At 69.5% G+C, this 20,268-nt stretch carries 22 protein-coding genes; 9 read left to right on the plus strand and 13 right to left on the minus strand.

The features are described 5' to 3' along the window. Positions 1-78: 78 nt before the first annotated feature. Together BAY60_RS34715 and BAY60_RS34720 are read right to left on the minus strand one after the other, a co-directional pair. Positions 79-1,662 (minus strand): proton-conducting transporter transmembrane domain-containing protein, encoded by a 1,584-nt coding sequence (locus BAY60_RS34715; RefSeq protein ID WP_091679436.1) that lies wholly within the window; start codon positions 1,660-1,662, stop codon positions 79-81. Beyond that, positions 1,659-2,117 carry a hypothetical protein gene (locus BAY60_RS34720; RefSeq protein WP_005456782.1) on the minus strand — a complete coding sequence of 153 codons (459 nt, stop codon included), beginning with the start codon at positions 2,115-2,117 and terminating at the stop codon, positions 1,659-1,661. Before BAY60_RS34720 ends, BAY60_RS34715 begins: the two co-directional genes overlap by 4 nt. A 126-nt stretch (positions 2,118-2,243) precedes the next feature. Here BAY60_RS34720 and BAY60_RS34725 point away from each other — a divergent pair, with 126 nt between their 5' ends. The 3 genes from BAY60_RS34725 to BAY60_RS34735 all read left to right on the plus strand — a co-directional run bounded on the left by BAY60_RS34725 (position 2,244) and on the right by BAY60_RS34735 (position 4,873). Then, positions 2,244-2,543 (plus strand): helix-turn-helix transcriptional regulator, encoded by a 300-nt coding sequence (locus BAY60_RS34725; RefSeq protein WP_005456781.1) that lies wholly within the window; start codon positions 2,244-2,246, stop codon positions 2,541-2,543. Further along, complete coding sequence (locus tag BAY60_RS34730) at positions 2,543-3,412, plus strand: DUF6671 family protein (RefSeq protein ID WP_005456780.1); 870 nt, start codon at positions 2,543-2,545, stop codon at positions 3,410-3,412. Before BAY60_RS34725 ends, BAY60_RS34730 begins: the two co-directional genes overlap by 1 nt. 72 nt (positions 3,413-3,484) lie before the next feature. Beyond that, positions 3,485-4,873: a UDP-N-acetylmuramoyl-tripeptide--D-alanyl-D-alanine ligase gene (locus tag BAY60_RS34735; protein WP_005456779.1), complete on the plus strand. Its 1,389-nt coding sequence runs from the start codon at positions 3,485-3,487 to the stop codon at positions 4,871-4,873. Here the strand turns inward: BAY60_RS34735 and BAY60_RS34740 are convergent. Both BAY60_RS34740 and BAY60_RS34745 read right to left on the minus strand, forming a co-directional pair. Further along, positions 4,778-5,893: an L-threonylcarbamoyladenylate synthase gene (locus tag BAY60_RS34740; protein ID WP_005456778.1), complete on the minus strand. Its 1,116-nt coding sequence runs from the start codon at positions 5,891-5,893 to the stop codon at positions 4,778-4,780. The genes BAY60_RS34735 and BAY60_RS34740 overlap by 96 nt on opposite strands. Before the next feature lie 152 nt (positions 5,894-6,045). Further along, a complete protein-coding gene (locus BAY60_RS34745) occupies positions 6,046-7,260 on the minus strand; it encodes a bifunctional folylpolyglutamate synthase/dihydrofolate synthase (RefSeq protein ID WP_170160654.1) in 1,215 nt (404 codons plus the stop codon). A 316-nt stretch (positions 7,261-7,576) separates the two neighbouring features. Between BAY60_RS34745 and BAY60_RS34750 the strand changes: the two genes are divergently transcribed. Then, complete coding sequence (locus BAY60_RS34750) at positions 7,577-8,587, plus strand: TerC/Alx family metal homeostasis membrane protein (protein ID WP_225950578.1); 1,011 nt, start codon at positions 7,577-7,579, stop codon at positions 8,585-8,587. Between the two features lie 409 nt (positions 8,588-8,996). Here the strand turns inward: BAY60_RS34750 and BAY60_RS34755 are convergent, their stop codons facing one another. Both BAY60_RS34755 and BAY60_RS34760 read right to left on the minus strand, forming a co-directional pair. Then, positions 8,997-9,476 (minus strand): helix-turn-helix transcriptional regulator, encoded by a 480-nt coding sequence (locus BAY60_RS34755; protein ID WP_177242873.1) that lies wholly within the window; start codon positions 9,474-9,476, stop codon positions 8,997-8,999. Between the two features lie 88 nt (positions 9,477-9,564). Beyond that, positions 9,565-10,062, minus strand: a complete 498-nt coding sequence (locus tag BAY60_RS34760; RefSeq protein ID WP_005456773.1) for a hypothetical protein — start codon at positions 10,060-10,062, stop codon at positions 9,565-9,567. Positions 10,063-10,331: 269 nt separating this feature from the next. On the opposite strand from BAY60_RS34760, the gene BAY60_RS34765 reads away from it, so the two are divergent. Next, positions 10,332-11,381 carry a TerC family protein gene (locus BAY60_RS34765; protein ID WP_005456772.1) on the plus strand — a complete coding sequence of 350 codons (1,050 nt, stop codon included), beginning with the start codon at positions 10,332-10,334 and terminating at the stop codon, positions 11,379-11,381. Between the two features lie 100 nt (positions 11,382-11,481). Beyond that, positions 11,482-11,889 (plus strand): bacteriophage spanin2 family protein, encoded by a 408-nt coding sequence (locus tag BAY60_RS36900; protein ID WP_005456771.1) that lies wholly within the window; start codon positions 11,482-11,484, stop codon positions 11,887-11,889. A gap of 514 nt (positions 11,890-12,403) precedes the next feature. Here BAY60_RS36900 and BAY60_RS34770 read toward each other — a convergent pair. Genes BAY60_RS34770 through BAY60_RS38205 form a run of 3 tightly spaced genes read right to left on the minus strand, consistent with a single transcriptional unit; the run spans position 12,404 to position 13,685 of the window. Continuing rightward, positions 12,404-12,739, minus strand: coding sequence for an NUDIX hydrolase (locus tag BAY60_RS34770; protein WP_281245774.1), 336 nt, complete (start codon positions 12,737-12,739; stop codon positions 12,404-12,406). 48 nt (positions 12,740-12,787) lie between these two features. Then, the gene (locus tag BAY60_RS38200; protein ID WP_233520242.1) at positions 12,788-13,249 is read right to left on the minus strand and encodes a transposase; all 462 of its coding nucleotides are present in this window, start codon (positions 13,247-13,249) and stop codon (positions 12,788-12,790) included. Between the two features lie 40 nt (positions 13,250-13,289). Continuing rightward, positions 13,290-13,685 carry a transposase gene (locus BAY60_RS38205; protein ID WP_228714306.1) on the minus strand — a complete coding sequence of 132 codons (396 nt, stop codon included), beginning with the start codon at positions 13,683-13,685 and terminating at the stop codon, positions 13,290-13,292. A gap of 338 nt (positions 13,686-14,023) precedes the next feature. Here BAY60_RS38205 and BAY60_RS34780 point away from each other — a divergent pair, with 338 nt between their 5' ends. Then, positions 14,024-14,875 (plus strand): universal stress protein, encoded by an 852-nt coding sequence (locus BAY60_RS34780; protein WP_225949947.1) that lies wholly within the window; start codon positions 14,024-14,026, stop codon positions 14,873-14,875. Between the two features lie 78 nt (positions 14,876-14,953). Here the strand turns inward: BAY60_RS34780 and BAY60_RS34785 are convergent, their stop codons facing one another. Then, entirely contained in the window at positions 14,954-16,435 is a 1,482-nt protein-coding gene (locus BAY60_RS34785) for a potassium/proton antiporter (protein ID WP_245992959.1), read from the minus strand. Positions 16,436-16,501: 66 nt separating this feature from the next. Between BAY60_RS34785 and BAY60_RS34790 the strand changes: the two genes are divergently transcribed. Together BAY60_RS34790 and BAY60_RS34795 are read left to right on the plus strand one after the other, a co-directional pair. After that, positions 16,502-17,311, plus strand: coding sequence for a universal stress protein (locus tag BAY60_RS34790; protein WP_112276275.1), 810 nt, complete (start codon positions 16,502-16,504; stop codon positions 17,309-17,311). Positions 17,312-17,432: 121 nt separating this feature from the next. Further along, entirely contained in the window at positions 17,433-18,017 is a 585-nt protein-coding gene (locus tag BAY60_RS34795) for an Rv1733c family protein (RefSeq protein ID WP_091679580.1), read from the plus strand. A 35-nt stretch (positions 18,018-18,052) separates the two neighbouring features. Here BAY60_RS34795 and BAY60_RS37420 read toward each other — a convergent pair whose 3' ends face one another. The 3 genes from BAY60_RS37420 to BAY60_RS34810 all read right to left on the minus strand — a co-directional run bounded on the left by BAY60_RS37420 (position 18,053) and on the right by BAY60_RS34810 (position 20,265). Beyond that, positions 18,053-18,223 carry a hypothetical protein gene (locus BAY60_RS37420; protein WP_009151804.1) on the minus strand — a complete coding sequence of 57 codons (171 nt, stop codon included), beginning with the start codon at positions 18,221-18,223 and terminating at the stop codon, positions 18,053-18,055. A gap of 692 nt (positions 18,224-18,915) precedes the next feature. Further along, a complete protein-coding gene (locus BAY60_RS34805) occupies positions 18,916-19,647 on the minus strand; it encodes a hypothetical protein (protein ID WP_091679577.1) in 732 nt (243 codons plus the stop codon). Between the two features lie 102 nt (positions 19,648-19,749). After that, a complete protein-coding gene (locus BAY60_RS34810; protein ID WP_091679574.1) occupies positions 19,750-20,265 on the minus strand; it encodes an NUDIX hydrolase in 516 nt (171 codons plus the stop codon). Positions 20,266-20,268 lie beyond the last annotated feature (3 nt).

The following is a 20,268-nucleotide window of genomic DNA, read 5'->3' on the forward strand; positions in this document are numbered from 1 at the left end:
CGTGCGGGACAGCCGGTGACTCACCTGTCATGGCGGCGACCCGCTTGCGCGGGATGCCGTCGAGCGCGTGGGGGCGAGTCACGCCCGAGCTCCTTCCAGTTGGGGAACCGGCCGCGGACGCGGTGTCGGTACCAGCCATGGCGGGTGACCCCAGGCGGCGGTGTACGTGCGCTGCTGCCCGGCGGACAACGCCGCCACGTACAGCCGGTCGCGCCACCGGCCCAGACCGACCGCGGGTGCCAGGTGGAGCAGCAGCGCACCGGCCGCCAGCACCGCCACCACGGTCGCGAGAACCCAGGCCGAGACAGCGGCGGGCCCGCTTGCGGGCAGGCTCGGGGCCAGGAGCTCGGTGACCGCGCCCACCAGGGCCAGGTACCCGATCGCCACGCCCGGCAGCACGATCACCACCGTGACCAGCGCGCCGCCGGTCGGGTGACGACGCAGCCAGCCCCACGCCAGCCGCGCGGCGGTGGCCACGGCGAAGAGCGACAACGCGACGCCACCGGCATGAAGGGGTAGCAACCAGGCCGCCACCCCGACCGCCGCGACGGCGGCGACCCCGGCGAGGACAGCGACCTGCGCTGCGCGGGCAGGAGCCAACCGAGGCGCGGGAGGAGCCGCAGTGTGGCCAGCGTGCCGCTGCACGGCCGACCCCGAGCCGAGGAACAGGGTGGCTTTGAACAGCCCGTGCGCCACCAGGTGCACCACCGTCGCGGCGTAGAGGCCGAGCCCGCAGGTCATGAGCATGAACCCCATCTGCCCGATCGTGGAGTGCACCAGCGCCCCTTTGATGTCGGGGCGGGTCAGCATGATCGCGGTGGCGGCCACGACGCTGGCGGCTCCGATGGCGAACGCCAGGTGTGTCGCCACCGGCGCGGCACCGACGATCGGCGACAGCTTCACCAGCAGCACCCCGCCGGCGTTGACCACGCCGGCGTGCAGCAGAGCCGAAACCGGGGTCGGTGCCGCCAGGGTCGCCGGCAGCCATCGGTGCCAGGGCAGCTGCGCGCACCGCACGGCCGCGGCGACCACCAGCGAACAGGCCACCACCGTGCCCACCGCACCGCCGAGGGCCGCGTCGCCCTGGTGGCGCAGGTCGAGATCCCCCCAGACCGTGACCGCGAGGACAACCCCAGTCCACAACGCGGCGTCCCCGGCGACGACGGCACGGGTGGTGCGCCGTGCGGCATCGACGGCCGAGGGCGCCGGCCGATACATCCCCACCAGACGGCACAAGATCACCCCGGTCAGCGTCCACGCCACCGCCAGGGTGACGAGAGTCGCCGCGGTCACCATCACCGTGGTCGCGGCGGTCAGCGCCCCCGCCGCGACAGCGAAGCGGGCCGCGGCCGGATCGCCGTGCAGGTAGCGGCGGGCGAACGCCTGGACCACGGCGCTGACCGTGCACACCAGCAGCAGAACGATCGCCCCGACGTGGTCGACCACCAGCCCGGTCCAGGCTCGCCCGTCCGGGTTGGCCAGCACCATCGCCACCGGCCCGCCGACTACCACCGTCACGGCCAGCGTCCCCGCCAGCGCGGTGGCCACCAGCGCCGCACCCGCACCCAACGCGGGCGCCAAGCTTCGTAGCCGCCGGATCGACCCGGCCATGGCCGCAACAGCGGGAAGGGCCACCAAAACGAGCAGCGTCACCCCTGTCACGCCGTCGTACCTTCCTGACCCGCGCGCGCCGCCGCGCCGCGCGTCGCCGGGGCTCCGGCGAGGTCGGTGGCGCGCGGCTCAGCACCGGTGCCCGCAGCGGGCTCGGGCGGCGAACCGAGGTGTTCCAGGCAATGCGGAGGCAACGCACGCCCGTCGAAACCCCCGATCCGCACCCGGACGAACTCGTCGTGGACCACGCAGTACAGCGACCGCCCCCGTTCCAGCTCCCGGGCGATGTAGGCACCCACGCTCTGCGCGGCCCCCCGCCGCACGCCCGGCGGGCTGGTGTCGATCACCACGTCCGGCGGCGGCGAGGCCCACCGGTGCGCCCAGCGCCGCGCCACCTCATCGGCCGCGCGCTCGCCGGTCAGTACGCCCGCCATCTCGGCGTCGACCACCGCGCCCACCTCCCGCAGCAGGTTCTCCCACGGGAGCGCCATCTCCTCGTCGCCCATGACACCCACCTCCCAAGCACGCTACCAATGACCTGTGTTCTAATACGCGATATGAATCATACGACATTGATGACGTGCTTTGGCAAGCGTGACATGCGTTACCCCCGACGAGGTACAGTTGCGGCCATGCAGGAGTGGACGTTCTTGACCAATCACGCCCACGTACTGCTGTGCGTGGTGCGGGATCCACAAGTTCGGTTGCGGGATGTGGCCGAGGTGGTGGGCATCACCGAGCGGGCGGCGCAGCGCATCGTGGCCGACCTCGTCGAGGCGGGCTACCTGGAACGCACCAGGGAGGGGCGGCGCAACCGGTACCGGTTGCATCCGGATTTGCCGCTGCGGCACCCGATGGACCGTGACACCGCCATCGGGCAGCTCGTGGCCCTGCTCACCGGCATCGACGCCCGATCCGGCAACCTCGTGTAATGCTCGCCGTGCACCCCTACGCGGGCGCACCGGTCGCGATGGCCACCCGACACGGCAAGCAGCGAGCCCTCGCTGCCGCCCTGGCGCGGATCCCCGGCATGCGGCTTGTGCTCGCCCACGATGTGGACACCGATCAGCTCGGCACCTTCACCGGTGAGATCCCCCGCGCCGGGTCGGCGGCCGAGACCGCGGTCCGCAAGGCGCGCCTCGCGATCGAGTCGACCGGCCTCGGACTCGCCGTGGCCAGCGAAGGCTCCTTCGGCCCGCACCCGGTCGCGCCAATGCTGAGCGCCGGCCAGGAGATCCTCGCCTTCCTCGACACGGTGCGGGACGTCTGCATCCTGGAGCGCCGAACCACACCGACGAACTTCAGCCACACCACGACCCGCCGCCTCGACGAGGAAACCGACGCCTACCTGGCGCGCGTCGGTTTCGGTGCCCACGCGGTCATCGTCCGTCCCCACAGCCCCGCCGACGTGCGGGCTCCAGGCCCCATCTGCAAGGGCATCCAGACCCGTGCCGACCTCGATGCGGCGATCAGCCGGTGCACCGCGCACTCCACCGATGGCCTGGCGCGACTGGAGACCGACATGCGCGCGCACGTCAACCCCACCCGCATGCGGGAGATCAGCGTGCTCGCCCACCAACTCGCCTCGCGTCTGGCCACCCTGTGCCCGGCCTGCGGCACCCCCGGATTCGGCCCGGTGGACCGCGAACCTGGTCTGCCCTGCGGCACGTGTGGCGAGCCCACCCGCCTGACCCTGGCAACGATCCACGGGTGTGCCCGCTGCCCGCACCGCGGCCGCCACCCTCGCGATGACGGCCAACGACGTGCCGATCCCACGTTCTGCGAATGCTGCAACCCGTAACCCCCGGACACCACCCCCGCAGACCCACCCGGCCGGCCCCAGCCACTGCACGTCCGAAGGAGCGTCACCACGATGATCCCCCTGACCGCCGCCGCGATCGCCGCGGCCACCGACGGTCACCTCGTCCCGGGGACCGACCCGTCGCTGCTGGTGACCGCACCCGCCAGCATCGACTCCCGCCAGGTCCACCCCGGCGGCGTGTTCGCCGCCCTCCCCGGCCGGCGCACCGACGGGCACTACCACGCATCAGCGGCCCTCGCCGCGGGAGCCGCCCTGGTGCTGGCCGCACGCCCGGTGCCCGCCCCTGCCGTCCAGGTCACCGACGTGACCCGCGCGCTCGGCGACCTGGCTCGCCACGTGGCAGACCGACTGCCGGCCACCGTGATCGGCATCACCGGGTCGAACGGCAAGACCACGACCAAAGATCTCGCCACCCAGGTCCTGGCACACCACGGCCCGGTCGCCGCCACAGACCGCTCCTTCAACAACGAGCTCGGTTTTCCCCTCACTGTCCTGCGCGCCACCCCCGACACCCGCTACCTCATCCTGGAAATGGGCGCCCGGGGCCGTGGACACCTCAGCTACCTGTGCGGCCTGGTCACCCCCCACGTCGGGGTCGTGCTCAACGTCGGCACCGCCCACCTCGGTCAATACCCCGACGGGCAAACCGGGATCGCCGCGGCCAAAAGCGAACTACTGACCGGGCTCCCCTCTGCAGACCACGGTGGGCTGGCCATCCTCAACGCCGACGATCCGCTCGTCGCCGCGATGGCCCCGCTCACCCCCGCCCGCACCCGCTGGTGGAGCCAGCGCCCCCACCCCAACGGCGTATACGCCCGAGATGTGCACGTCACGCCGCGCGGCCGGGCGTGCTTCACCCTGCACACTCCCGAGGGCACGGCACCCGTCACGCTCCGCCTGACCGGCCGGCACCACGTCGGCAACGCCCTCGCCGTCGCCGCCCTCGCCCTCGGCCTCGGCCTTGACCACCACACCATCGCCGATGCCCTGAGCGCCGCTGAACCCGCCAGCGGCGGGCGCATGCAAACCATCGTGCGGGGCGACGGGGTCACGCTCCTCCACGACGCCTACAACGCCAACCCCGACTCCATGGCCGCCGCGCTGACCACCCTGAGCACCATGTCCGCCCGCCGCCGGATCGCCGTCCTCGGCGAGATGGCCGACCTCGGCGACCACGCCGCTGGCGCCCACCACCACCTCGGCGTGCTCGCCGCACGCGCCGGCCTCGACGTCCTGATCACCATCGGCACCCGGACCGCGCCTCTGATCGCCGACGCGGCCGACACCGAGCACAGCACCCTCGACATCATCGCCGTTCCCGACAGCCAGGCCGCCCACGACGTGCTAAGTCGAATCCTTCGTCCCGACGATCTCGTCCTGATCAAAGCATCCCGCGCCGCCCACCTCGAACACCTCGTCGCCGCGCTCAGCAACCGCTGAGCAGCCCGGAGTCGCGGCCGTCTGGCTGCGCGACCCGGCCGCTCGGCGGAGCCGATCCGCGATCGCCAATCCGAGCCCGTCCGGGGTAGGAACCGAGGCCACCACGACCTCGCACTCATGCCGGTCGAAGTCACGGAGGAACTCGAAAAGCCGCCGCGCGTACCGCGCACCCGAGTCCGGCACCGCGATAACGCGCTGCCCGGCACACGCACCGGCACCGCCCGCGAACTCGGGCGGCAGCAGGACGCCGACGCGCCGGCCCTGCGCTGCCAGGTACTCGGCGTGGCCGATCACCTGGCCCGGCTCGACCAGGACAACCCGTGCCCTCGGCGCGTAGTGCGACGGATGCTGGCCCGGAACGCGTACGGCACTCCTCGCCCGCACCGGCACGGAGCAACCCAGTGCGCGCTCAAGATCCTCTCGTGTCACGCCGCCTGGGCGCAGTATCGCAGGTGCGCCGGTGAGGTCGACGATCGTGGACTCGACACCCACCGCACAGGGGCCGCCGTCCAGCACGTAGTCGACGTCGGCGCCCAACCCGTCGCCAACATGAGCAGCCGCCGTGGGACTGACCGAGCCGAAACGGTTGGCCGATGGCGCCGCCACACCGCCACCGAACGCCGTGAGCAGCGCGCGGGCGACCGGATGGTCGGGCACCCGCAGCGCGACCGTCTCCAGACCGCCGGTGACCGCGCGGGGAACACGGCGGCCCCGACGAAGAACCAGGGTCACCGGGCCAGGCCAGAAACGGTCAGCGACGCGGCGCGCCGCGTCGGGCACCTCCGCGACCCAGTCGGGGAGCTGACGCGCCCCGCTGAGGTGCACGATCAGCGGGTGCGTCGAGGGCCGCCCCTTCACGGCGAAGACACGCTCCACCGCGTCGACGTTCTCCGCGTCCGCGCCGAGCCCGTACACGGTCTCGGTCGGGAACGCGACCAGCCCACCCGCGCGCAGGGTGCCAGCAGCGCGTTCCACATCGAGTCCCACGCGCTCAGGCGCGATGCCTGGTTGATCCGACATCACCCGTTCACCCCTCACCACTGCAGTCTGACACACCACCGGCTCGCGCGATCACCGTTGCCCCCGCGCCGCCGGACCCATTTCGAGACCGGATCTCGTACCCTCTCTTCCCGATCAGCACGCGCGGCGCTCAGCCCGGGCAGCACGGGTGGTCACGTCACCAGCGCTCGCACGACGGGCAGCGCCTCGCCGATCACATAGAGCGACCCGGTAACTACCGTGAGCGTGCTATCATTCGCCGCCGCCGCGCGGCGCACCGCATCACCCACATCCGCCTCGACCGCGACCGATCCTGCGCCCACCGCCCGCGCGGCGGCGGCGAGCCTGGCGAGCGGCACCGCTCGCGGTGTCCGGGGCGAGGTGCAGATCACCCAGTCACCAGCCCCGACCCCCAGGGCACTCAGAAACGCCTCCGGCGCGCGGGTCCCGGTCATACCGACCACCACGGTGCGGGAGACGCCGTCGAACCGCTCCCGCAGCGCCCGTGCCAGCGCGGTGGCCGCTTCCTCGTTGTGGGCGCCGTCCATCAGCACAGGGCCGGGGGTGTGGACAAGCTCAAAGCGGCCCGAAGCCCGCAGCGCCCCGCAGACCGCCCGCACCACCTGGTCGGCCACCGGCCGGGCCAGCCACACCTCGGCGGCGGCCAACGCCGTCGCCGCGTTCGCCGCCTGCCACGGTGCCAGCAGACGCAGGAAAACGTCGTCATAAGTCGCCCCGGGCGTGAACAGCGACACCGTCCGGCCATCCGCGACCGGCGCGTCGGCGGCCACGCCGAAGTCACGATCCACGGTCACCACGCGCGAGGGGCGGCGGCCCAGGAACGGCGGGTGCATGGCCGGGTCCGCTTCGGCTAGCACCACGGTCGCGCCCTCAGGAACCGCGCCAGCCTCAGCCACGGCGTTGTCCCACCGCGTGTCACCGAAGTACTCGACGTGGTCGACGCCCACCGACGTGACCACCACCAGGCCGGCGCCGAGCGCGGCGGTCGCGTCGCCGCTGCCACCCAGACCGGTCTCGACCACCGCGACATCAACACGTTGGTCGGCGAACCAGCCCACCGCGGCCGCGGTCATCAATTCGAACCAACTGGGCCGCCCCAGCTCTGACGCGGTGCGCTCGTCCGCCACCAGCGGGTCGAGCACCGCCGCCAACTCGTCGTCGGTGATCGTGACACCATCGATGGTGATCCGCTCCTGCGGCCGGTGCAGATGAGGACTGGTGTACAACCCGACCCGCAGTCCACTGCCCGCCAGCACCGCGGCCAGGATCCGGGCGGTCGTGCTCTTGCCGTTGGTGCCGGCCACCAGGATCACCGGCACCCGCTGCTCGGGCCGGCCGAGCGTGCGCAGCAGCCGCTCGATGACCACGGTCGTCGGGGCCTGCGACACCACCCCACCAGCAGCGACCCCCACCCCCCGCTCATGGTCGACGTGACCGTCCAGCCACTGCCATACCCCGGCGCGCCTCACGCCACCGATCCTAGATCCACCCCCGATCAACCTTGACAGCCACATTCCGGCCAGTGACACTGCGTGCAGAGGGGAGTACTTCCCTAAGTGTCTGCCTGGTCAATACGGACACCCCATGGTGTCCCCGGGCGACCGCCCTCACCAGGGTGAAGGAGACCTCGAACGTCGTCCGTGCGCGGAGGTCTTCGTGCCCTTTCATCCCGTGGTGTCGTCTCTGTCCGTGGCCGCGCCCGCCGACTCGGTGGGGTCCTCGTCGATCGGGTCGCCCTGGTTGTGGGTCGCCAGCATCGCCGTAATACTCGGCCTCCTCGTCACCGATTTCGCCGTCACCCGCCGTCCCCACGAGGTGTCGATACGGGAAGCGATTGGCTGGTCGGTGTTCTATCTCACGCTGCCCGTCCTGTTCGGGATCTGGCTGTGGGCGGTGTTCGACAGCGGGCCGGCACTGGAGTTCATCACCGGCTTCGTGGTGGAGAAGTCACTGTCGGTGGACAACCTGTTCGTGTTCATGCTGATCCTGGCCGGGTTCGCGGTCCCGTCCCCCATTCAGCAACGGGTGCTGCTGTACGGCATCGCCGGTGCCCTGGTCCTGCGGGGCATCTTCATCGCGGCGGGCGCGGCGCTGCTGCAGGCAGGCACCTGGGCGTTCCTCCTCTTCGGCCTGATCCTGCTCGTGTCCGCGGGCAAGATCCTGCACGAGGTGCACACCGGTTCGGCCTTCGCGGGCCGCGACGTATCCCAGATGCGTATCGTGCGACTGCTCCGCAGGTTCATGCCCGTCACCGACGACTACCGAGGCACCCGGCTGACCGTACGGGAGCACGGACGACGCGCGCTCACGCCGCTTGCGGTGGTGGTCGCCGCGGTGTTCGTGACCGACGTGGTGTTCGCCGTGGACTCGGTCCCCGCGGTCTACGGCATCACCGCGGACCCCTACCTGGTATTCGCCACCAACGCCTTCGCGCTGCTCGGCCTGCGCGCGCTCTACTTCGTGCTCCACGCCACGCTGGCCAAGCTCGTCTATCTCAACCACGGCCTGGCGGTCATTCTCGCGTTCATCGGTCTGAAACTGGTGTTGCACTGGGCCCACGGAATCTGGCCGGCCACCCCGCAGATCCCCACGCCGGTCTCCCTCGCTGTCATCGTGGCCATCCTCGCCGTCGTCATCGCGGCGAGCCTGCGCACCCGCCGCCGAGCCGAGCAGCACGTGATTGAGAAGGACTGACCATGTTCACCATGCTCACCGGATTCCTCATCGACATCGCTGTCACGGCACTCATTCTGCTGGCGTTGGTCATCACCTGCGCAGCGTTGGTGCCGCCCCGCCCGCCACGATGAACACACGCCGTCCCGGGTGGCGTGTCAGTGTGGGGTGCGAAGCGAGAGGGGCGCTGGTCGTCGCGAGGTCCTGTCCGCACACCGCCCGGCCACGCCACGTAGCCCTTGCCAGGGCGTGCTTGGTGGTGCTGGCGTCGGTGGCGTGAGGTTTCCTGGACCCGCGCGGTGGGGCGGCGGGTGCCTGCGCCGGATCCGGGTCGGCCAGATCGTGTTGACGACGCGGGGCTTGGTCGTTGAGGTACTCCCCCTCAACGTCGAGAATGACGAACTGTGGTTCGTTTACCAAGGGTGGCGAGTTATCCGGTGCGGCGACGACGCGGAGGAGTCGAGGCGCCGTCAGCCGAAGCATCACGAGCATCGTCAGGGGTGGCGGGACCGACGGCGGTGATGAGGTCGGCGATGCGGTGGTGGGCTTCCAGCGGGTGGCGCAGATGGCCGTCGGGGTTGATGCGGTAGTGGTTGCGGCGGCCGACTTTGGTGCGCTCGATGTAGCCGCCCTGGATGAGGTCGGTGAGGATGAGCTGGACGGCGCGGGTGGTGATGCCGACCTTCTGGGCGATGACGGGCAGGGTCTGGTGCGGGTCGGCGGCCAGGCAGAGCAGCACGTGGGCGTGGTTGCTCAGGAACATCCACGACCCTGGCGTCTGCGACGCGGCGGCGTCGGCCGGTTCCGCACCAGCATCCACCACGCCAGAATCCACCGTGCCGGAGTCGGTGGGATCCGAGCCCGCTGGGGTGGGGAGGGCGTGGTCGGGTGGGGGTTCGGCAGGCCGCATGGGGCCGACCATAAGGCATTCCTTCCACTCTCGATGCCGCTGTCGGCGCGGGGTCCGGATCGGCGGGGAGCTGCTCGACCGGGTGTGATCAGACCAGCATCGCGTCGGGCAGGGTGTGCTCGTCTGCGCGGCGGATCCGCAGCCGAGGTTGAGTGAGGCCGAGCAGGTACTGGCAGGTCGCAGGCGTGAGGAGCTCGGCGCGAGGATGGGCGGGCAACACGAGCACGTCGGCGTCGTGCACTCGGCACAGTCGCAGCAGGGCGGCGGCCACGCGCCGATGCCGGCCGCCCGGCCCGCGACGGTGATGCCACGCGGTGGTGTGGATCCGCACGCCCCGCTCGGCCAGCCCGGATGACGGGAGCCGTGACAGCGCGGGAGCGAGCGCCGCGGCGGTGACCTGCTCCCGGCGGACCTGCTGCCAGGCGATCAGCCGCGCGTTGAGCGTGAGCCCCGGCGGCGGGTGCAGCACGGCGAGCACGAGGTGGCCGTGGTCGGCGATCAGTTCGACCGCCGCGGGCAGCTCGGCGGCCGGCGCGGGATCGGTGGCGTCGACGACGCAGACGAGGGTTGTGCACTGGGCGGGCATCAGCGGACCTGCTTTCCACGGCACGGATCGAGGAGGCCGCGCGCTGGCCTCATTTCCAGATTGACGAAGTACGGTTCGCCAGTCAAGCCTTGACAGGCGAACCGTATTTCGTCATTCTGGTGGTGCGGAGGGGAGTACCCACCACGTCCGGGATCGTCATTACGGCAGTTCGATGGCTGCCCGGTCCCGGCGCCACCGGACCCAGCGCACGTGCTCTGGCGGTTGGGGAGACCTCCGGTTTCACTCGACGTGACCGGAGGTGCTTGACTGTGGTTGTTCCGTTGTGGGCGTGGGCCGCGGTGCTCGGCGTGATCCTGGTGATGCTCGCGATCGACCTGTTCGCCCACCGCCGCGCACACGTGGTCGGGGTCCGCGAGGCCGCCGCCTGGTCGGCGGTGTGGGTCGCGCTCGGCCTCGGGTTCGGCGCGATCGTGTGGTGGGCGTGGGGCAGCGAGTTCGCCGCCCAGTACTTCGCGGGCTACGTGATCGAGAAGTCCCTCGCGGTGGACAACGTGTTCGTCTTCGCGATCATCTTCGGCTACTTCGCCGTTCCCCGCGAGTACCAGCACCGCGTGCTGTTCTACGGCGTGCTCGGCGCACTGGTGTTCCGGGCGGTGTTCATCGCCGCGGGCTCGGTGCTCATCGCGTCCTTCGCCTGGATCCTGTACGTGTTCGGCGCCTTCCTGGTCGCCACCGGTGTCCGGATGGCCGTGCACCGCAACGAGACCATCGACCCCGACCGCAGCGTCGTGCTGCGCCTGTTCCGCAAGGTCATCCCCACCACCGAGGAGTACCACGGGCAGAAGTTCCTGGTGCGCCAGGCCGGGCGCTGGGTGGCCACCCCTCTGTTGGCGGTGCTGGTGCTGGTCGAGGTCACCGACATCGTCTTCGCCGTCGACTCCATCCCGGCGATCTTCGCCATCACCCAGCAGCCGTTCCTGGTGTTCACCTCCAACGCCTTCGCCATCCTGGGCCTGCGCGCCATGTACTTCCTGCTCGCCGACCTGATGCACCGCTTCATCTACCTCAAGCTAGGCCTCGCCCTGGTGCTGGTGTGGGTCGGCATCAAGATGCTGCTGCTCGACCTCTACAAGATCCCCACCTGGTTCTCGCTGGCCGTGGTCGCCCTCCTGCTCGCCGTCGCCGTCACGGCCAGCTGGATCCGCACCCGCACCACCCCGGCCACCCCAGCGGCTGCCTCTGCCGATTCGCTGGCCGGTGCGGAGCCCGACACGGTCACGACCGAGCCAGCCCAAACCGGGGCGGCCGCAGCCGAGACGGCCCCGTCCTCGCCCACTGGCCTGTCGACGCGCGACTGACGCGCGTCGACCGCCCCGGTGCCGCCCACCGCTCACTCCCCCCACCAGCGGTGGGCGGCACCACCCCACAGACCCAGCCCATCCGGAAAGGAACCCGCTCATGCGCATCTCGACTCGATGGACCTCTGTGCTGCTCGGCGTGGGCGTCGTGGCGGCGATCAGCGGCTGCGGCGCTGTCCAGCAGGCCGGCGACACCGCCGGTTCGGCCGCGGACACCGTGACCGGCGCGGTCGCCGCCGCCGAGGTGTGTAGCGACGCGCTGGCACTGGTCGCCAACCCGCCCGACCTCAGCGCACCGCAGGCCGCACTGGACCAGGCGCACACCACCGCCACCGAGCTCACCGACCTGGCCGCGACCACCAGCGACACCGACATCGGCCGCGCCATCACCGACCTGGCCGCCACCCTGCAGACGGCCACCCTGGACACCCTCACCAGTGCTCCAGCCGCCTGGCTGCAGACCAGGGCCGATCAGGCCGCCGCGCTCACCACCGCCTGCGCGCCCTGACCAAGTAGGGTCACGGGCACGACAGGAAGCAGCCCGTGATGAGCACCGTCGGCGACCCCGCTGAACGTTCGTCGGTCGTCCCTCCCTTCCAGGTGAGCGGCCCACTCGCAGGCGAGGTCAGGTTGTCGAGAGCTCCACCCCAAGCTCCTGGGCGAGGGTTTCCTGGGTGAAGCCGAGAGCCTCGCGCCGTGCTGCGAGAGCATCTCGTCGTATCGCCATAATCACTCCCAGATTCGCTAGCGCACCCACGCTACCCGGCGTTGATCGGACCTGATCAGCGGCCATGTCAACGACGAAACGGCGGACGTTCACGTCCGGACGTGCGACCCAGACCGCCCATGAAAACGCCAGAGCGGGATGGTGCTTGGGACGATCTGTGCTTGTCCGCAGGGGCCGCCACCAACTAAAGCTGTCGACGGCGCGTGAAAACTGACCCCGGCGTGGCGCCTAACCCAGGTGCCGCCAGGGGGTCAAGATTCGCCCGCCGTTGACACTAAAGCCCCGCCCGACAGGATCAGCGCGCCTCGACCGCGTGCTCTGCCGCGAGCCTGCGCACATACGCGCGGATTCGGTCGCGATCCTCGGGGAACACGCTCTCCCACGATTCGTCCAGGTCGACCCACTTCGGCGGCTGTCCCTTCTCCCCGCCGAGTGGCGCGTCGCGGTTGATGACGGCTCCGTAGGACAGGCTCAGCGTTGGCGTCCAGTCGGCGCGGAAAGAGCGGACAGCGACGGCCGCCGGCACTGACAGCAGCTCGCCCAGCAGGCCGGTCTCCTCCAAGAGTTCACGGGCTGCTGCGGCTCGAGGCGTCTCGCCTGGCTCGACGGTTCCGCCGGGCGTTAGGAACAGTTGGCGGTCTCACTCTTCTGCTGTCTCAACTGGCGCGCACGTCGAGGGCTAGGGCGTGTCTGACAATGTCTTGGTCCAAGTGATGACGGCGTGGAGAACGACCGCGCAGCGATAGACGATGGCGAGTTTGTCGTAGCGAGTTGCCAGGCCACGCCATTGTTTGAGCAGGGCGATGCGCCGTTCGACAACGTTGCGGCCGCGATAATCGACCGCGTCGAGGGTGGGCGGACGGCCGCCGCGGGAACCGCGGCGGGTGCGGTGCCCGGCCTGGTCGGCCGGCTCGGGGATCACCGCCGTGATGCCGCGATCGCGCAAATGCCCCCGGATCGCTCTCGAGGAATAAGCCTTGTCGCCGCGGACACGGTCGGGCCGGGTCCGAGCTCGACCACGTCCGAGGCGAGCGACACGCAGTTGCCGCATCAGATGCGGAAACATCGGCGCGTCCCCGGCCTGGCCGGGCCCGACTAACGTCACCAGCGGGCGGCCGTTCCCGTCGACGAGATGGTGCACTTTGGTGCTCCAGCCGCCACGAGAGCGGCCGATCGCGTGATCAGGCGGCTCGTTGTGCAGATCCGTGTAGTTCGACCCAGCCCCCTGTGGGGCGGGTGATGTTGGTGGCGTGCTGATGCGCACGCGCGATCGTGGAATCCACCGACACCGACCACTCCACCAGGCCGGCCGAGTCCGCAGCAGTCAGCAGACGTTGCAACACGGTGTCCCAGGTGCCGTCACCGGCCATCCGGCGGTGCCAGGTCCAGATCGTCTGCCACGGGCCGAATACCGCAGGCACATCCCGCCACGCGATCCCGCACCGATACCGGTAAATGATCCCTTCGACCATCGACCTCGCATCCGAGAACGGTCGGCCCTGCTTGCCGGTACGCACCGGAAGCAGGTCCTCGATCAACGCCCACTGATCATCTGAAAGCAACTGGAACCGCGACACCCGAACAGCATCTCAACCACCCGCCAACACCATTGTCAGACACGCCCTAGCTGCGGCGTCGACATCATCTCTTCGGTCCGTGCAGGACGCGTTTGGTCTTGGGCAATTCGATGTGCGGGCTGACGCTGCTTCGTTCAGCGCGTGAATTTCGCTGGCGCCGTTGGTCATGAGCGGGCGCCGCTCGCGCAGGCGGCCCATCCAGACGTCGCCTTACTATGGATGCCCGAGGAAACATCCGTCGCCAGCCGCCATCGGCTTGCCGATGCATTGGCCCGGTTCGACTTCGGTCGTGGGCGCCGGACGGTCGGAGGGGGCATTATTCGCAGGGAGGGAGTGTGATGTCGATGGCCGCCGCACCAGTCCGCCGGGTGCTGGTCGCCACCGATTTGTCTGAGCAGGCGGGCTTGGCTGTGCGGAGGGCCGCGCAGCTGGCCGCCGAACGCGACGCCCGGCTGAGCGCCGTCAATGTGCAGCCGGCCGGGTTGAACGAGGAGCTGAGCGAGTTCGCCCACGCCCGCCTGCGCTCACACCTCGACCGGTTCATCACCTCCACGGTCACGGAGGCCGTCGTCCGCCACGGTCACGTGGCTTACGAGATCCTCGCTGAGGTCACTGATCGCGACGCGGACCTGCTGGTCGTCGGCGCGCATGGCGGCCACCGGCTGACCAGCCCGGTCCTGGGCAGCACTCCCGGCAACCTGGTGCGGGCGAGCCCGGTTCCGGTTCTGGTGGTCAAGAGTCCACCCGATGGGGAGTACCGCACGGTCGTGCTCGCCGTCGATAGCACAGCTGTCTCGGCAACGGCGGCGCACACGGCGGGCGCGCTCACGCCGTACGCGGACCACATCGTCGTGCACTTTGCCGTAGTTGTCGGCGAGACGTTGATGCGCATGCACGGCGCCAGCGAGCAACACTTGGCCGAGTTGCGCGAGGTGAGCACCGAGCAGGTTCGCGTCGATATCGAGCGCGTGGCCGCCGAGCTGACGCCCGCTGCGTCGCGGGTGGTGATCGCGTCCGGGCGTCCGCAGACGCGTTTGCCAGAGCTGAGCCGCCACCACGCCGCCGATCTGGTCGCCGTCGGTACCGGCGCCCGCTCGTCGCTGGGCTACACCCTGCTCGGCAGCGTTGCCCAGCACGTGTTGCGGGACGCGTCATCGGATGTGCTCGTCGTGCCGGCCCGGAAGGACTGACCTGGAGCTGTACGTGTTCCCGCGATATTGCGATCATCCTGGCCATCGCCGCCTGTGTGGGCGTTGCCTGATCGCCGCTTATTCTCCGCGGGCCCAGGTAGTGACGAGTTTGGAGGCGTCGGGTTGGCGGGGGATCGCGACGATGACGAGGTCGCCGTCTCGGAGCCGGGTGCGTGGGGTGGGGATCAGTGTTCGTTTGCCGCGCATGATGGCGGTGATGAGTCCGTGGGGTGGGGTGATGTCTTTGAGTTGTTTGCCGGCGATGTGTAGGTCGGGGGTGACGCGGACTTCGATGAGTTCGGTGTTGATGTCGCCGATGGGGACATCCTCGGCCACCGAGGTTGTTGTAGGGGACTCGCCACGCAGCCCGAGCCAGCCCGCGACGGTGCTGATGCTGACGCCCTGTACGGCCGCGGAGACCAGGACCACGAAGAAGACCATGTTGAAGATGAACTGGCCATCGGGGTGGCCGGCGACGAAGGGGAACGTGGCGAGCACGATCGGCACCGCGCCGCGGAGTCCGACCCAACTGGTGAACAGCAGTTCCTGCCATCGGTACCGCAGCCAACCCAGGGTAAGCAGGACCGCGATCGGGCGGGCCACGAACACAAGCACGAAAACCACGGCCAGTCCGGGAACCACGACCGACGGCAGTTGTGAGGGGAAGACCAGCACGCCGAGCATGAGGAACAGCCCGACTTCGGCGGTGCTGGACAGTCCTTGGTGGAAGGTGCGGATCCCGCGGCGGTGCAGCGGGACCCGGGCGCCCACCACCAGTCCCGTGACGTAGACGGCGAGGAAGCCGGAGGCGCCTACCGCCGCGGCGGCGCCGTAGGACAGTCCGGCGACGCCGAGCGCGAGGACCGGATAGGCGCCTTCGGGGCCGAGGTTGGGGCGCATGAGCATCCAGGTGCCGGCGAGGCCGGCCAGTGCGCCGACACCGAGGCCACCGCCCAGTTGCAGCAGCGCGAACGTGACCCAGTCGCCAATTCCGGGATCGGCACGCCAGGTCTCGATCAATCCGATCGTGAGCATGATCGCGATCGGGTCGTTCGCGCCGGATTCGACCTCCAGTAGCGAGGCCAGTTTGCGCGGCAGCGGGGCCCTGCGCAACATCGCGAAGACCGCAGCGGCGTCGGTCGAGGCCACCACCGCGCCGATCAGGAACGCGGTCAACGGTTCCACGTCGAGCAGGAGATACGCACCGCCGCCCACCACGCCCGCGGTGATGAGCACTCCGACGGTGGCCAGCAGTGAGCCGGGCAGAGCGGCCTGGCGTAGATCACCGGGTTTGGTGGTCAGCCCACCCTCATACAGGATCAGCAGCAGCGCTATGGTGCCCCCGATCTGGGCGACACGCGGGTCGGACAGACTGACCAACGCGAGCCCGTCGTCACCGATGACCATGCCCAGCACGAGGAACAGCAACAGACCGGGTAACCGCAGCCGGTTGGCGAATCCGGCCGCGAGAACGCCACCCACCAACAGCACCGCAACCAGCAGGATCCACCAGTCGGCAGGTAATTGAATGCTCATAGCTCCACGGTTTCCGGTTTCCACATACGGTCACGACCTTACCCAACACATCAGGTCGAATCGGGCAAATGGTGCAGGTCGGAGGCTGTGATGCCGGACGATACGCAAGCCGTCTCCCGTGTGCTGGTGCCATTGGACGGCTCCGACGAGGCACAGCGGGCACTCCTGCCCGCACTGCGGGTTGCCCAGACGCTGGATTGCCCCATAGAGCTGGTCACGGTCTACGACCCGGTCAACGGACGCTGGGCCCGTGACCTCGACGACATCGCCGAGCAGCTGCCCTACGACCAGGTCGAGGTCGCTGTCGTCGGCGCCGGATGGCCGGGCGAGGTGATCGCCGACATGGCCGGTGAAGAACCCGGAACTCTGGTCTGCATGTCGGCGCAACACCGCGACGAGGTTGACCGCCTCGTCCTCGGCAGCGTCTCGGCGCATCTGCTGCGCACCAGCCGCGCGCCGACCCTGGTGGTCGGTCCCGGCTACGAGCTTTCGCGACTGCCCCGGCGTTATGAACGTCTCGTGGTCTGTCTCGATGGCTCCGGCCGTGCCGAAACAGCCCTCGCGGTCGCCACCACGTGGGCCTGCCTCTTCGCTACCGAGGTCGAGCTCGTGCACGTCGCGTTTCCGAGAGAAACCCCGGGAAACCTGGAAGCTCTCGGAGCGGGCCTGTCCCGAGCTGCCGACGCACTGGCCGATGACGGTGTTCAGGCCAGTGCCACCCTGCTCACCGGCGACAATCCCGCCGCCAGTATCGCCGAGCTGCTCCAGTCCCGCCCGGCCACACTCGCGATCACCGCCACACACGGGAGTACCGGGCTCACCCGACTCCTGCTGGGCAGTGTCACCACAGAACTGCTCACGCGCAGTCCCACCCCCGTCCTGGTCGCTCCCGTCACCTGAACGCATCTCCCCAGGGCAGCGGTGATCAACATGTCCGATGCCCGTGTCAGTCGTACCCTGAAAGGTGGCTTCAACCGGCGATCGGGACCGGAGGAGGTCGCCCGGCATGCCCGATACCTCCATGTACCTGTTGCGGCTCGCCCGGCGTCTCCGCCCGGGGCGAAGCCCTGTGGCGCGAGGCTCCGACCGAATCGAGGCCGCTGCTCTCGTGATCGTTGTGCTGCTGTCGCTGCTGACCATCCCCGTTGTCGTTACTCACGGGCAGCGCAGCTACGCACACAACCGCCAGATCGCCGAGGAAGCGATGGCCAGCCGGTACGAAACCACGGCCACCCTGCTCGCCGACGCCCCATCGAGACCCCGAGCTGGGCGCGGGCCAGTCAGTGAGAACGGCACGCGCGCGCAGGCCCGGTGGACCACATCCGAGGGCATCGAGCTCACGGGGGCTGTCCCGGCCAGTTCCGGGATGTCCGCGGGCAGCGAGGTACCGATCTGGATTGACACTGCTGGCGAGGTGACGTCGTCACCCGCCACGCCGCAGGACGCCGCCGGTCATGCCGCAGCCACCGCCATCGCTACCTGGCTGATTGTGGTCGGCGCGTTGTCGGCCGCCTTCTGGCTCCTGCGGGCAGGACTTGACCAGCATCGCTACGCCCACTGGGCACACGAGTGGGCACGCCTGAACACCGGCCACGGCCCGCCCTGAACGCCCCAACCGCGACGACGGCGCGCGGGCCGCGTCTAACCCCAGGACAAGGTCGTGTACCAGAACGTCAGCACCGCACCCGGCCCGAGCAACACACAGAGACCAATACCGCCGTAAAACGGCTTGTCCTTCACGAGCATCGCCACCATCAGCACGGCCGCGGCCACGAGCGAAATGATCAACAGTGCCAGCACGACAACAGACATGTTTCGGTCCTCCAGGAACCAGGGGTAGAGCCGGATAACGCCGCCATCCGCCCAGCACATGGCGGGCTGAACGCACCCAGGACAGTGGTTAAGAGAATTACGGGATCACCGGCCCGCTCTCGATGGGGCCAGGCAGCACAGTCACGTCGCAGAATGCGCGCAGCAGCGACGTGAACAGCGTCAGGCTTGGATCGTTCCGTTCACGCGGACCGGGGGCGCCCGACACGATTGCCGTGTCGACGCCGCAGCCGCTATCCCTCCAGCGCCGACCTTGCCGGCCGAGCATCGCTGCAGGGAGCATCCACGGTTCGTGCCCGGGCCCACAGCCCAGCAGGTCTCCGGTAGCGCCGTGGCCAGCACATGTCGCGCCGCCTCCGACAGGTGCGGCCGGTCATGAAGACCTTTGTCCGGCGACGGCACAGGCGACGCGGATTCGCCAATCACCGACACCGGGTGCTGCCCGGCAAACCCGCCGTCGGTGCTGTGCGCTGGAGCCGCACTCATCCCGAGCAGCATCACCAGCAGAGCAAGCACGAGCCCGAATCGGCCCATCCTCGCCCGTGCCTGCACCCGACCGGCTCCTCAACAACGAAACATCCTTGGCCGACACACCCTACGGGCAACGTCAGAAAAGTCGAGGCGCACCCTCACAGGCTGGTCCAGAAACATCCGGCGGAGCCTCACAGCTCAGCCTAGCGCCGCGCCACAGACACAGACCGGCCCGCGGCCCAGCGTGCGTAGACCGACATCGTGACGGTCAGCGTCACCGCCGACAGCAACGGCACCAGAACCGGCGCCAGCGGCAGGACATCATAGAGCCCGACCACACCGCCTGAAACCACCGCCGCGGCGAGAATGGCGACAAGTGCCGCCGACCACCGGTACCGTGCGACCGCGAAGGCCACGACCCCCGCCATCGGGACAGTCAGAACAACAACCGCGGACAGCACCCACGACGCCCACACCACCCAGACCACAGTGAGCCCGCTGCTCACGAGGATCGCCACCGACACCAGAAGCAGGGCTGTGTGCGGCAGGACTGTATCGCGGGCACGTCGGAGCCGCGGCACCGTCACCAGCACAACAAGGTGCGCGACGACCCACCCCCCAATCGGCAGCAGCAACGCAACCGATGATGAAGGCCTGCAAGACCACAGGATCGACCCAGAGGTGTCGGTGCATTCAGCTGTCGCGGACGACAGAATGACCATCGTCGTCACCGCCACGGTCAGCGCCCCCATCACCGCGGCTCCGGCCACCACCGTCAGCCCACCGCGGCCATCTGGCAGCTGCGACGCGCCCTTCTCGCTCTGGCCGTCCTCCATGTCGTCATCGTCGCATCTCACCGTCATGCACGCCGCGGACAACCTCGGCACCGCCGCCACCGACAACCCGAGTTGGGCAGCGCCCGCGGCGACCAGCACGTACGGTGCGCCTCGTCTCGATGCTCGACAAGATTGAAAGGCCGCCGACCACCAGGACGAGCCGATGGTCTATCGCCCCGGCGGCATCCCACGAGTGCCCGACTACTGCGCTGATGCCCCTGCCTGGGCGTAGCGTCGGATTCTTGTGATGTCCTCGGGAAAGGCGCCTGTCCAGTCCTGCGCTAATGGGTTCCATGCTGCGGATTGATGACGTTCGCCGTTCAGGGGAAGCGAGGGGTCGACAACGGCGGCATAGGTCAGCCCGAGCGTGGGTGTCCAATCCGAGCGGTAGGAACGGACGGTCACCGCAGCAGGGAGTTCGAGGAGGTCGGCGGCCATCCCCGTTTCCTCCTCCAGCTCACGGCGCGCTGCCTGTCGAGGTGTCTCTCCTCGTTCGACCATTCCTCCAGGGACAACCCAGCCCCGCCACCGGTGGCGGACAAGAAGGATGTGCTGGAAGGTGCTGTCAAAGGCCCAGACGTCGGCGGCAAAAGGGGCCATGGGGCCGTGGCACGCGTTCTTCAGCCACATTCTTGCGTCGTCGAACTCGAACTCCGCGAGACCGGCGTCGACGATGGCCGCGTGCAGTGTGTCCGGACCAGGGGCGTGAGGGGTCACCGA

Source organism: Prauserella muralis (genome assembly GCF_003202285.1).
Classification (GTDB): Bacteria; Actinomycetota; Actinomycetes; order Mycobacteriales; family Pseudonocardiaceae; genus Prauserella_B; species Prauserella_B muralis.